This window comes from Janibacter sp. YB324 (assembly GCF_014217915.1).
GTDB classification, from domain to species: domain Bacteria; phylum Actinomycetota; class Actinomycetes; order Actinomycetales; family Dermatophilaceae; genus Janibacter; species Janibacter indicus.
Map to the genome: position 1 here is coordinate 1,967,636 of NZ_CP060120.1, position 12,213 is coordinate 1,979,848.

Consider the following 12,213-nt stretch of genomic DNA (forward strand, 5'->3'; position numbering starts at 1 on the left):
CGTGCTTCCGGTCGCCGTGCTGACACGACACAGGCAACCGCTCCCGGATGAAGTATGGATGAGACCGCGATGAAAGTGGCCTCATCCATGCACCCGTCTTGGCGGACACCCCCCTTCGCCGTCGACCGCGGGCTGCGAGGATGGAGCCGTCCGACGAAGGGGGACGACGTGCACCCGGTCCGAGCGCTGGCTGCCGCCGCCGTGGGGGCTGCCCTGCTCGCCGGGTGCGTTCGGCCGGTCGACGTCGCGCCCAGCACCACCGCCGAGCCGGCCGTGACCTCGACGGTCGCGCCCTCGGGCACCGCGTCCGCGTCGTCGCGCACGAGCCCGCACCGGACCGACCTGCCGCGCACCCTGCGGGTGGCGGTGTCCTTCGACCAGCCGGGCATCGGTCTGCGACAAGGGAACTCGTACACGGGGCTGGACGTCGACGTGGCCGAGCACATCGCGCGCTACCTCGGGATCCCACGCATCAGCTTCGTCGAGGCAGTGACCGACCAGCGGCGCACGCTGCTGGAGACCGGCCAGGTCGACCTCGTGCTCGCCGCCTACTCGATGACGCCCGAGCGGGCCGACGACGTGACCTTCGCCGGCCCCTACCTGACCACCGGGCAGGACCTGCTGGTCCCGGCACGCAGCCGGATCCGCTCCGTCGGACAGCTGCAGGGGGCCACCCTGTGCAGCGTGCAGGGGTCTCGCTCGACCGACGAGCTCGTCGACGACCACCCGGGGCTGCACCTGACCGTCGAACCCAAGATCTCCGACTGTGTCGCCCTGCTGCGCGAGGGCACGGTCGACGCGGTGACGTCCGACGCGGCGGTGCTGCTCCCCTTCGTCCGTGGATCGTCGGGCGCTGACCGGCTGCGGCTGGTCGGCCGGCCCTTCACCCGGGAGCGGTGGGGCGTGGCGATGCGCCCCGAGGACACGGCCCTGTGCGAGGACGTCAGCGACGCCCTGGCGGACATGGTCGAGACCGGCGCGTGGAAGCGCGCGGTCACTGACAACCTCGGCCCCGCCCGCAGCCTGCCGCGGGGCACCGCCACTCCCCCGCCGCTCGTCGATTGCCCGGCCCCACGCAGCCCGAGCACACGCACCACCGGGCCCTCTTCGGCCTCGAGCTGAGCCCGGGCAGACCGGAGGCCCAGGTCCGTGCGGACGCTGGGCCTCTCGTGGTGGCTCCCCCGGTTGGACTCGAACCAACAACCCTCCGGTTAACAGCCGAATGCTCTGCCAATTGAGCTACAGGGGATCGCGCCGAAGCGCTGCGCCACCATAGCAAGAAGGTGGCCGGGATACGAAAACGGGGCGGCGGTCAGCCGGCGCCGCCCACGAGGTCGGCGTGATGGCGGGCCGCGACGTCCGGGTGGGCCCGCAGCCGTGCCTTGAGCAGGTTGTCCCCGTAGCGCGCCGAGATGACGTTGGCGGCGTCCTGGGTGACCCCTCGCGCTCGCTCCGCGTACTCCGGACGAAGGGGGACGACCGGCGCCTCCGCGTCGAGAGCGGGGTTGAAGAAGAAGGGGATCGACAGCCGCTCCGAGCCCACGGCCGGCGCCGTCACCCGGTGCGAGGTGGCCCGCAGGTAGCCGTCGGTGACCGCCTCCATGAGCTCGCCGATGTTGACGACGAAGCAGTCATCCGTCGGCGGGACGTCGATCCACCCGCCGTCGGTTTGGACCTGCAGGCCGGACTTGCCCGGCTCGATGAGCAGCAGGGTGAGGAAGCCGGGGTCCTTGTGGTCACCGACCCCCTGGGAGGTCTGCTCCGTCCCCGGGTAGCGCACGATCTTCAGCAGCGTCGACGCGTCGTCGAAGGTCGAGGTGAAGTGGTCTGCGGAAGCGCCGAGCGACAGCGCCCACTGCGCCATGAGGTCGCGGCCGATGGCCCCGAGGCGGTCGGTCCACGCCTCGATGACCGTGCGCAGCTGCGGCAGGGCCGCGGGCCACTGGTTGGGTCCGTCGAGCCGCAGGTAGGGCGGGTCGACGTCGTCCCGCAGCGGCCTCTCCGGTCCGATGTCGATCTGCTCGCGGTAGTCGGCCTGGCCCCGGGTGAGCTCGCCGCCCAGTCGAGTCCAGCCGCGGAACTGCGCGCTGTTGGTCATCTCGATGGCGCGCTTGTCCTCCTCAGGGAGGGCGAAGAAGGCTCGAGCGGTCGCGAAGAGCTCGTCGATGACGGCCCGCTCGATGCCGTGCCGCAGGTGGAAGAAGCCGACCTCGTGGGTCGCGACCCGCAGCTGCTCGCGGAAACGCTCGACGGCCTCGGGGCCGGCGTAGAGATCAGCCAGGTCGAGCACGGGCAGGGCGTCGTGGGACATCAGGCCTCCCTCCCGACCTGCTCGGCGAGTCGCTGCGCGACGGCCTCGGTCGCAGCGACGAGCTCGTGGTCGTCGGGGTCGCACCCGCGACCGACGATCGTCTGGGCGATCACCCGGTCGCTCGTGAGGTCCTTGCGCAGCACGACCCGGGCCCGTCGAGCACGGTCGAGGGTGACCTCCTCGACGAGCACGACGCTCGCCTGCACCCGCTCGTGGAAGGCGTCGGGGACGCCGCCGGGCTCGCTCAGGGTCCACGTGCCGGCCGGGCCGCCGTCGACCCAGGTCACGGTGAGCACATCGGTCTCGGGGTCCCACCGGCCGCGGTCGACGAGGTGCCACGGCCGCCCCTCGGCCAGCTCGCCGCCGGGCACGACGAGTCGGTGCGAGGTGATGACGACGACCTCGTCGCCGGCTGCCGCCGTCGCGAGGACCCGCTCACCGCGAGCGAGCTCGACGCCGTCTGGGACGGGCACCGCGCGTGCGCGCTGGCGCCGGGACCACATGGGGCTCACTGGGCCTCCTCACGCAGGGCAGCCCGCTGCCGCTGCAGGTCGTAGAGCGCCTGTCCCAGCTGACGGCGCTGGTCAGGGTCGGACTGCGGGTCGGTGTCGAGCTGCCGCAGGCGCGAGGTGGCCTCGGCGATCCGATGCTGCAGGGCCACCTCGCGGACCCGCACGAGGAGCGAGCGGGTGTAGTGCGGCGGCGGCAGGCCGGTCGAGGAGTCGTGGACGACGGGCAGGGGTGCCACCGACAGCTCGGCGAGCAGCGCCGACGCCGCCAGAGGGGTCGCCTCGTCGACCCGCGCGTGCCATGCCGTCTGCGTCAACCCCTCGACGAGTGGGCCCACGGAGCGGATCGCGTCGAAGACCGCCCGGTGCGCGGGCGCGGAGAAACCCTGCGGGTCGACCTCGTCGAGGTCCTGCGAGGTGAAGAGCGAGGGGTGCTGGAGCATCGACTGCAGAAGCTGGCGCTCGGTGAGCACCACCGGGTCGCGCAGGTCGGGGGCGGGCACCCCGCCGGCCGCCTCGGCCGCCGTCGGCTCCGGGGCGTCGACCTGGGTGCGGTGCTCCCCCTTCGCCTCGTCGCGCGCCTGGACCCGCCCGGCACGGGTCACGGCCTCACGCATCTGCTCGACCTCGACCCCGACCCAGCCGGCGACGGTGCGCACGTACTCCGGGCGCAGGGCGCTGTCGCGGATGCTGTTGATGATCGGCGCGACCGCGCCCATCCCCCGCACCCGCCCCTCGGCGGTGTCGAGGTCGAAGCGGCCCAGCGTGGTGCGGACGGCGAACTCGAACATCGGCACCGCGTCGGCGACGAGCTCGCGCACGGCGAGGTCACCCTCACGCAGTCGCAGGTCGCAGGGGTCCATGCCGTCCTTGGCCACGGCGACGTAGCTCTGGCTGGCCCACTTGTCGTCCTGGGCGTAGGCCTTCATCGCGGCCTCCTGGCCCGCCTTGTCTCCGTCGAAGGTGAAGACGACCTTGGCCGGGGCCTGGTCGGCCTCGTCGCGCACGATGCGCCGCAGCACCTTGATGTGGTCGGCGCCGAAGGCCGTGCCGCACGTCGCGACCGCGCCCTCGACCCCGGAGAGGTGGGCGGCCATGACGTCGGTGTAGCCCTCGACGACGACGGCCAGGCGCTCGTCGCGGATCGACTTCTTGGCCAGGTCGAGGCCGTAGAGGACGCTCGACTTCTTGTAGATCGGCGTCTCGGTGGTGTTGAGGTACTTGGCGCCGATGCGGTCGTTGTCCCACAGGCGGCGGGCACCGAAGCCGATGGTGTCGCCGGTGATGTCGCGGATCGGCCAGACGAGCCGGCCGCGGAAGCGGTCGTAGAGGCCCCGCGAGCCCTTGCCGCACAGGCCACCGATGGTCAGCTCGTCGTCGGTGAAGCCCTTCGCGCGCAGGTGCCGGGCCAGCTCCTCGCCACCGCGGGGCGCGTAGCCGATGCCGAAGAGCTTGGCCTCGGGCGAGGCAAAGCCCCTCTCCCGCAGGAAGTCCCGCCCGATGCGCGCCTCGGGCGAGCCGAGCAACCGCTCGTGGTAGAACTCCGCGGCGGCTCTGTGCGCCTCGAGCAGACGACCCCGCTTGCCCAGCCCCACGCCGTCGCGGGGGCCGCCGCCCTCCTCGTAGCGCAGCTCCATGCCGAGCTTGCCGGCGAGTCGCTCGACGGCCTCGGCGAAGGTCAGGTGGTCGAGCTTTTGCACGAAGGAGATGACGTCGCCGCCCTCGCCGCAGCCGAAGCAGTGGTAGGCACCGACGGTCTCGCGCACGGTGAAGCTCGGCGTCTTTTCGTCGTGGAAGGGGCACAGACCCTTCATCGAGCCGATGCCGGCCGGCCGCAGGCTCACGTGCTCGCGGACGATGTCGGTGATCGACGAGCGCTCCTTGACCGCCTGCACGTCCTCGGCGCGGATCCGTCCCGCCACTGGCCACCTCGCTCCCACGTCGATCGTGGTCCCGAGTCTAGGTCGCGCCACCGACGCCGGCGGCCCCGGTCACCAGGGGATCGGCCGCAGCCCCTCGACGAAGGGGGTGAAGCCGGCGGTGACGCGGGTGGCCGCCTCCTCCTCGTGGGCCCACGACCACACCGACCCCGGGGCATTCCCCGCGACCGCGAGGCAGACGAGGTCACCGGCGTCGTTGGTGCCGATGGGCGTCAGGTCGTCCGGGACCCGGCCGGCGTAGACCTCGCGCGAGCGGCGCAGGTCGAGCTCGGCGTGCTCGACGCCCAGCCCGAAGAAGATCGTCACCACCGGGTGGGTGGCCTCGTCGACGTCGAGGTCGTCGGTGCCGTACTTGAGGTCGTCCTCCGTGACGCCACCACCGTTGGCGCGCAGCCACTCCCGGTAGTCGGCGGGCAGGGGCGAACCGATCTGCGACTCGAGGGCCGCGAGCGCGGCGTCGTCGGGTGCGGCGTAGCGGGTGCGGAAGTCCATCAATCGCTCGTCTCGGCTCCGTTGTGCTTGTGCAGTGACCGTCCCCCAGCATGCTTGACCGCGGCGTGCAGGTCACGCGGGATGAGGATCAGCTCACCGCGCCCGGTCTCGGGGTCGTAGGCGTGGGTGTGGTGCCACACCCAGTCCTCCTGCAGCTCCTTGGCCGTGTCCTTGTCGATGCCCGCGGCCTCGTAGGCCAGGCGGATGTCCTTGCTCGACGTCGTGGTCAGCTCGATGAGCACCGGCGGGTACTCCGTGCTGGCATAGGGGTAGAAGTCGGGGAAGCCGAACTCGTCGATCTCGACGCCGTCGGGGTAGGCCCCCTGCAGCTCCTCGCTCCACTGCGGCCCGTGCTCCTCGGCCGTCTCCTCGCTCCAGCCCGGCCCGCCGTAGGTCTTCCCTGCGAAGTCGCCATTGGGCACCCCGCGGTCGTTGATGACCGCCGTGCCGTCCTCGGGGTCGACGTCCCACGCCGGGTTGACGCCGTCGGTGTGCTCCTCGCGCCACCGCTCCGCCGCGTCCCGGGTCATCGCCCCCGTCTCGGGGTCGACGTCGGCGAGCGCCTCGCGCGGCGCCGGGTTGGTGTCCTCGGCGACCTTGAGCGGCGTCGTCGAGGACGCGAGGACGAAGGGGGCGGCCCCTCCCCCTTCGCCGGAGGCCGCCTCCTGGTCGTCGGCCTGACGCAGCAGGCCCGCGCTCGCCTCCTCGAGCGCCGTCCCGGCGCCGACGAGCGCGGGGGTCAGATCCGCCCACGAGCGCAGCAGGTGCTCGGCATCACCGCCCCACCAGACCTCCGCGAGGAGGCCTGCGTTGGCCGTCCCCGCGGCGCGGACCTCGTCCAACTCGCGGGCGCAGCCGCGCAGCGCCTGCGCGACCGCGCGGACCCGCGCCGTGTCCATCCCCTGCATGACCGTCACGCGCCCGACCGTGGCAGGACCCGGCGGGCCGCGGGAATGGGGAGGACTCCCCTGTCACCGGGAGTTCACCCGTCAGCCGCAGTGCGCCGCGTGCAGGGCGAGGGCCCGCACGTCGGTCAGGCTCGCCACCTGGTCGACGACGACCCGCAGCCGGGCCGAGTCGTCCTGCGCCGCAGCGAGATCGGGGCGCAGGTCGGCGTCGACCCGCGCCTCGGGGTCCGCGGCGAACCATCGGGCGAGGTCGGCGACGACCGCGCGCTGGTGCGCGTACTCGTCGTCACGCTCGCCGGAGAACATGACGAAGTGCGCGGCCACGGCCTTGAGCACCGCGACCTCGGCACGCGAGTCGTCGGGGACGACGAGGCGGGCGTCGTAGCGCCCGAGGTCGCCGGGCCCGTGCACGGCGCGGGTCGCCTGCTCGGCGGCGTGGACGAAGCGTCCGATGATCCGTGAGGTCATGTCCTTGAGCCCCGCGAGGCCGGCGCGCGAACCGTCGTAGTGCTCGGGCACGGCACCGGTGGCGAGGATCCGCTCGAGCCCCTCGCCGACGGCGTCCCGACCGAGGTCGGCGGCGAAGAAGCGCACCGCCATGTCGAGCACCGCCTCGGTGTCCTCCGCGTCGCGCAGCCGGCGCAGGTCCAGCCGGCCGGAGGCGACGGCGTCCTCGACGTCGTGGACCGAGTAGGCGACGTCGTCGGACCAGTCCATGACGTCGGCCTCCAGGCAGCGCACGAGGCCACCGGGGCTCCCTTCGCGCATCCAGTCGAAGACGGGCAGGTCGTCCTCGTAGACGCCGAACTTCGGTGTGGGAGCGGGGCCGCGACCCCGCCGCCACGGGTACTTCGTGGCCGCGTCGAGGCTCGCGCGGGTGAGGTTGAGGCCGGCGGGCCGCCCGTCGGGGTGGACCCGCTTGGGCTCGAGCCGGGTGAGGATGCGCAGCGTCTGCGCATTGCCCTCGAAGCCGCCGATGTCGGCCGCGACCTCGTCGAGCGCCGTCTCGCCGTTGTGACCGAAGGGGGGATGCCCCAGGTCGTGCGCGAGGCAGGCGACCTCGACGACATCGGCCGCGCAGCCGAGCGCACCGCCGAACTCGCGGCCGATCTGGGCCACCTCGAGGCTGTGCGTCAGCCGGTTGCGCACGAAGTCGTCGCTGCCCGGGCCGAGCACCTGGGTCTTGGCCGAGAGGCGTCGCAGAGCCGCGGAGTGGATGAGCCGCCCGCGGTCGCGCGCGAAGTCGTCACGGTCGGCGCGCTTGTGCACCGGGTCCTCGGAGACCCACCGCTCCCGGTCGCTGCTCTCGCTCACGCGGGTGAGCCTACGTCGGCCGGGGCGGACCCAGCTTGCGGAACACCCCCTGCGCCGGGAGCGGCATCGCGACTAGCGTTGGCACGACCCATGGCCGACACACCCCGGAGGCTCCCATGTTCCGCAAGATCCTCGTCGCCAACCGAGGCGAGATCGCCATCCGCGCCTTCCGCGCGGCCACCGAGGTCGACGCGACGACCGTCGCCGTCTACCCGGTCGAGGACCGCCTCTCCGAGCACCGGATGAAGGCCGACGAGGCCTACGTCATCGGCGAGGAGGGCCACCCGGTCCGCGCCTACCTCGACCCCGAGGAGATCGTGCGGGTGGCCCGCGAGGCCGACGTCGACGCGATCTACCCGGGCTACGGGTTCCTCTCCGAGAACCCGCAGCTCGCCGAGGAGTGCGCGCGCCACGGCATCACCTTCATCGGTCCCCCGGCCGAGGTCCTCGAGCTCACCGGCAACAAGGCCCGCGCGATCGCCGCGGCGAAGGAGGCCGGCCTGCCGACCCTCGACGGCGCCGAGGCGACGACCGACCTCGACGCCCTCGAGCGCGCCGCGGAGGAGATCGGGTTCCCCGTCTTCGTCAAGGCGGTGAGCGGCGGCGGTGGCCGCGGCATGCGGCGCGTCGAGCGCCGCGAGGACCTGCGCGGGGCCCTCGAGGCCGCCCAGCGCGAGGCCGAGTCGGCCTTCGGCGACCCGACCCTCTACCTCGAGGAGGCGGTCGTCAACCCGCGGCACATCGAGGTCCAGGTCGTCGGTGACGCCAGCGGTGAGGTCCTCCACTTCTTCGAGCGGGACTGCTCGGTGCAGCGGCGCCACCAGAAGGTCGTCGAGATCGCCCCGGCGCCCAACCTCGACCCCGACCTGCGCGAGCGGATGTGCGCCGACGCGGTGCGTTTCGCGAAGTCCATCGGCTACGTCAACGCCGGCACCGTCGAGTTCCTCCTCGGAGAGGACGGCCGCTACGTCTTCATCGAGATGAACCCGCGCATCCAGGTCGAGCACACCGTGACCGAGGAGGTCACCGAGGTCGACCTCGTCGTCATGCAGCTGCGGATCGCGGCCGGCGCGACCCTCGCCGAGCTCGGCATGCGCCAGGAGGACATCGGCACGCACGGCTTCGCCCTGCAGTGCCGGATCACGACCGAGGACCCGGCCAACGGGTTCCGCCCCGACTCGGGCACGATCTCCGCCTACCGCTCCGCCGGCGGCTCCGGGGTGCGCCTCGACGGCGGCACGACCTTCGTCGGGGCCGAGGTGAGCGCCCACTTCGACTCGATGCTCGTCAAGCTCACCTGCCGCGCCCGCACCTTCCCGCTCGCGGTCCGCCGGGCCCGACGGGCGCTCGCCGAGTTCCGCGTCCGCGGGGTCGCGACCAACCTCCCCTTCCTCGAGGCGGTGCTCGCCGACCCCGACTTCCAGGCCGGCCGGGTCACGACGAGCTTCATCGACGAGCGCCCCGAGCTGCTCGAGGCCCCGACGGGCAAGGACCGGGCGACCAAGCTGCTCACCTACCTCGCCGACGTCACGGTCAACCAGCCGCACGGCCCGCGCACGAGCGACCTGCGCCCGAAGACCAAGCTGCGGCAGCTGCCGCAGGGCGAGCGCCCCGAGGGCAGCCGTGACCGCCTCCTGCGGCTCGGCCCCGCCGGCTTCGCCGCCGACCTGCGCTCCCGCACCGACGTCCCGGTGACCGACACGACCTTCCGCGACGCCCACCAGTCGCTGCTCGCCACCCGCGTGCGCACCCGCGACCTGCTCCACGTCGCCGAGCACGTCTCCCGGCTCACCCCGCAGCTGCTGTCCGTCGAGGCCTGGGGCGGCGCGACCTACGACGTCGCCCTGCGCTTCCTCCACGAGGACCCGTGGGAGCGGCTCTCGGCCCTGCACGAGGCGATGCCCAACGTCGCCCTCCAGATGCTCCTGCGCGGGCGCAACACCGTCGGCTACACGCCCTACCCGACGAGCGTCACCGACGCCTTCGTGGCCGAGGCTGCCCGCAGCGGCCTGTCGATCTTCCGCATCTTCGACGCGCTCAACGACGTCGACCAGATGCGCCCCGCGATCGAGTCGGTGCTCGCGACCGACACCGCGGTCGCCGAGGTCGCCCTGTGCTACACCGGCAACCTCCTCGACCCGGGCGAGGAGATCTACACGCTCGACTACTACCTGCGCCTCGCCGAACGGATCGTCGACGCCGGCGCGCACGTCCTGGCGATCAAGGACATGGCCGGGCTGCTGCGCGCCCCCGCGGCGGCCCGCCTGGTGACCGCGCTGCGCGAGCGGTTCGACCTCCCGGTGCACCTGCACACCCACGACACCGCGGGCGGCCAGATCGGCACCCTCCTCGCGGCGATCGGGGCCGGCGTCGACGCCGTCGACGCGGCGAGCGCGACGATGGCCGGCACCACCTCGCAGCCCTCGCTGTCCGCCCTCGTCGCGGCGACCGACGGTACCGACCGGCCGACCGGCCTGGACATCGAACAGGTCTTCGCGCTCGAGCCCTACTGGGAGGGCGTGCGGCGCCTCTACGCGCCCTTCGAGTCCGGGCTGGCCTCCCCCACCGGCCGCGTCTACCGGCACGAGATTCCCGGCGGGCAGCTGTCCAACCTGCGCCAGCAGGCGATCGCCCTCGGCCTCGGCGAGCGCTTCGAGGAGGTCGAGGACATGTACGCGGCCGCCGACGCGATGCTCGGCCACATCGTCAAGGTGACGCCGAGCAGCAAGGTCGTCGGCGACCTCGCGCTCTCCCTCGTCGGCCTGGGCGCGGACCCGGCGCAGTTCGAGGCCGACCCGGCCCGCTTCGACATCCCCGACTCGGTCATCGGCTTCCTCCGCGGCGACCTCGGCGACCCGCCCGGCGGGTGGCCCGAGCCCTTCCGCAGCAAGGCGCTCGAGGGCCGCCGCGAGCACCCGCCGACCGCCGATCTCACCCCCGAGCAGGAGCAGGCCCTGCGCGACGCCCCGCGCGAGACGCTCAACGAGCTGCTCTTCCCCGGCCCGACCCAGGAGATGCGCACCGCCCGGGCGAGCTTCGGCGACACCTCGGTGCTCGACACCGGCCTCTTCCTCCACGGCCTGGAGCAAGGGCGCGACGACGAGGTCGAGATCGAGCCGGGCAAGACCCTGACGATCGGCCTGAGCTCGGTGAGCGAGCCCGACGAGCACGGCATGCGCACCGTCATGGGGACGGTCAACGGTCAGCTGCGCCCCGTCCAGGTCCGCGACCGCGGCGTCGACGCGGAGGTCGTCGCGGCCGAGAAGGCCGACCCGGGCGCCTCCGGTCAGGTCGCGGCCCCCTTCGCCGGGGTCGTCACGGTCCAGGTCGCCGAGGGCGACGAGGTCGAGGCGGGCGCCACCGTCGCGACGATCGAGGCGATGAAGATGGAGGCCGGCATCACGACCCCCGTCGCGGGCACGGTGCGCCGGCTCGCGGTCGGCGCGCGCCAGCAGGTCGAAGGGGGCGACCTGCTCGTCGTCGTGGAGTGAGGGTCAGCCGCCGTCGGCGACGGACTGCTCGGCGGCGGCGACCTGCGCCCGCTGGTCCTCGTCGAGCTCGCGGGAGGCGAGCCAGTTCTCCGGCAGCGCCACGACGCGCGAGGACCCGGCCCGACCACGCTGACCCTCGGCGGCAGCGCCGGGCCACGGGCTCGTCGGGTCCATCGTCTCGATGAGCCGGTCGAGGGCGGCGAGCGAGTCGACGAGCGCGAGCTGGTTGCGCACCGTCGACCCGGCGGGGAAGCCCTTGAGGTACCAGGCGATGTGCTTGCGGATGTCGCGGCAGGCGCGCAGCTCGTCGCCGGCGTAGAAGTCGGTGAGCAGCTCGGCGTGCCGGCGCAGCGTGGCCGTCACCTCACCCAGCGTCGGTGTCACGCGCACTTCGGCCCCGGCGAAGGCGGCCGCGAGGTCGGCGAACAGCCACGGCCGACCGAGGCAGCCGCGACCGACGACGACGCCGTCGCAGCCGGTCTGCTCGACCATCGCGAGGGCGTCCTCGGCCGACCAGATGTCGCCGTTGCCGAGCACCGGCACCGAGGTGATCGTCTCCTTGAGCAGCTTGATCGCCGACCAGTCGGCCTGGCCCGAGTAGGCCTGGCTCGCTGTGCGGCCGTGCAGGGCGACCGCGGCGACCCCCTCCTCGACCGCGGCCTGCGCCGCCTCGAGATAGGTCAGGTGCCCGTCGTCGATGCCCTTGCGCATCTTCACGGTGACCGGCACGTCGGCCCGAGCGGCCTCGGTGACGGCGGCCGAGACGATCCGGCGGAAGAGGTCGCGCTTCCACGGCAGCGCCGCTCCCCCGCCCTTGCGGGTCACCTTGGGCACCGGGCAGCCGAAGTTGAGGTCGATGTGGTCGGCGCGGTCCTCGGTGACGAGCATCCGCACGGCGGCGGCGGTCGTCGCCGGGTCGACGCTGTAGAGCTGCACGCTGCGCGGCCGCTCGTCCTCGTCGTGCTCGATGAGTCGCATCGACTCCGGCGTGCGCTCGACGAGCGCGCGCGAGGTGACCATCTCGTTGACGTAGAGGCTGCTCGCGCCGGTCAGCCCGCTCGCGGCGAGCCCGGCGTCGCCAGCCTCGCGGCACAGGCGACGGAAGGCGCGGTTGGTGATGCCGGCCATGGGCGCGAGGACGACCGGTGAGTCGATGACGTGCCGGCCGATGCGAAGGGGAGGCAGCACGCGCTCCCCCGTGGTCGCCGGGGTGGTGGGGGCAAGGGTGGAGGTCGTCATCGCGCCTCC

The 12,213-nt window shown here is 73.1% G+C and carries 9 protein-coding genes and 1 tRNA gene; 2 read left to right on the plus strand and 8 right to left on the minus strand.

The features are described from left to right. Window positions 1-87: 87 nt before the first annotated feature. Window positions 88-1,122, plus strand: coding sequence for a transporter substrate-binding domain-containing protein (locus tag H7A72_RS09525; protein ID WP_185220383.1), 1,035 nt, complete (start codon window positions 88-90; stop codon window positions 1,120-1,122). A 51-nt stretch (window positions 1,123-1,173) separates the two neighbouring features. On the opposite strand, the gene H7A72_RS09530 is transcribed toward H7A72_RS09525, so the two are convergent. The 7 genes from H7A72_RS09530 to H7A72_RS09560 all read right to left on the minus strand — a co-directional run bounded on the left by H7A72_RS09530 (window position 1,174) and on the right by H7A72_RS09560 (window position 7,474). Then, window positions 1,174-1,249 (minus strand) — tRNA-Asn (locus tag H7A72_RS09530). A 63-nt stretch (window positions 1,250-1,312) separates the two neighbouring features. Further along, on the minus strand, window positions 1,313-2,311 hold the full coding sequence (locus H7A72_RS09535) for an isopenicillin N synthase family oxygenase (RefSeq protein WP_185220384.1): 999 nt from the start codon (window positions 2,309-2,311) through the stop codon (window positions 1,313-1,315). Then, window positions 2,311-2,823, minus strand: coding sequence for a hypothetical protein (locus tag H7A72_RS09540; RefSeq protein ID WP_143445529.1), 513 nt, complete (start codon window positions 2,821-2,823; stop codon window positions 2,311-2,313). The genes H7A72_RS09535 and H7A72_RS09540 overlap by 1 nt, the downstream gene beginning before the upstream one ends. After that, window positions 2,820-4,742 (minus strand): DNA primase, encoded by a 1,923-nt coding sequence (dnaG, locus tag H7A72_RS09545; RefSeq protein WP_185220385.1) that lies wholly within the window; start codon window positions 4,740-4,742, stop codon window positions 2,820-2,822. Before dnaG ends, H7A72_RS09540 begins: the two co-directional genes overlap by 4 nt. Before the next feature lie 69 nt (window positions 4,743-4,811). Continuing rightward, entirely contained in the window at window positions 4,812-5,252 is a 441-nt protein-coding gene (locus H7A72_RS09550; protein WP_185220386.1) for an SMI1/KNR4 family protein, read from the minus strand. Next, window positions 5,252-6,160: an HNH endonuclease gene (locus H7A72_RS09555; RefSeq protein ID WP_223277909.1), complete on the minus strand. Its 909-nt coding sequence runs from the start codon at window positions 6,158-6,160 to the stop codon at window positions 5,252-5,254. Before H7A72_RS09555 ends, H7A72_RS09550 begins: the two co-directional genes overlap by 1 nt. An 81-nt stretch (window positions 6,161-6,241) precedes the next feature. Beyond that, window positions 6,242-7,474, minus strand: a complete 1,233-nt coding sequence (locus tag H7A72_RS09560) for a deoxyguanosinetriphosphate triphosphohydrolase (RefSeq protein ID WP_185220388.1) — start codon at window positions 7,472-7,474, stop codon at window positions 6,242-6,244. 116 nt (window positions 7,475-7,590) lie between these two features. On the opposite strand from H7A72_RS09560, the gene H7A72_RS09565 reads away from it, so the two are divergent. Further along, complete coding sequence (locus H7A72_RS09565; protein WP_185220389.1) at window positions 7,591-10,965, plus strand: pyruvate carboxylase; 3,375 nt, start codon at window positions 7,591-7,593, stop codon at window positions 10,963-10,965. 3 nt (window positions 10,966-10,968) lie between these two features. Here the strand turns inward: H7A72_RS09565 and dusB are convergent, their stop codons facing one another. After that, window positions 10,969-12,204: a tRNA dihydrouridine synthase DusB gene (dusB, locus tag H7A72_RS09570; protein ID WP_185220390.1), complete on the minus strand. Its 1,236-nt coding sequence runs from the start codon at window positions 12,202-12,204 to the stop codon at window positions 10,969-10,971. Window positions 12,205-12,213: the final 9 nt, after the last annotated feature.

Bases quoted from the DNA above. Each gene is read 5' to 3' on its own strand.
- H7A72_RS09555 (WP_223277909.1), bottom strand. From the start codon at position 6,160: ATGCAGGGGATGGACACGGCGCGGGTCCGCGCGGTCGCGCAGGCGCTG.
- H7A72_RS09525 (WP_185220383.1), top strand. From the start codon at position 88: ATGCACCCGTCTTGGCGGACACCCCCCTTCGCCGTCGACCGCGGGCTG.
- H7A72_RS09535 (WP_185220384.1), bottom strand. From the start codon at position 2,311: ATGTCCCACGACGCCCTGCCCGTGCTCGACCTGGCTGATCTCTACGCC.
- dusB (WP_185220390.1), bottom strand. From the start codon at position 12,204: ATGACGACCTCCACCCTTGCCCCCACCACCCCGGCGACCACGGGGGAG.
- H7A72_RS09565 (WP_185220389.1), top strand. From the start codon at position 7,591: ATGTTCCGCAAGATCCTCGTCGCCAACCGAGGCGAGATCGCCATCCGC.
- H7A72_RS09550 (WP_185220386.1), bottom strand. From the start codon at position 5,252: ATGGACTTCCGCACCCGCTACGCCGCACCCGACGACGCCGCGCTCGCG.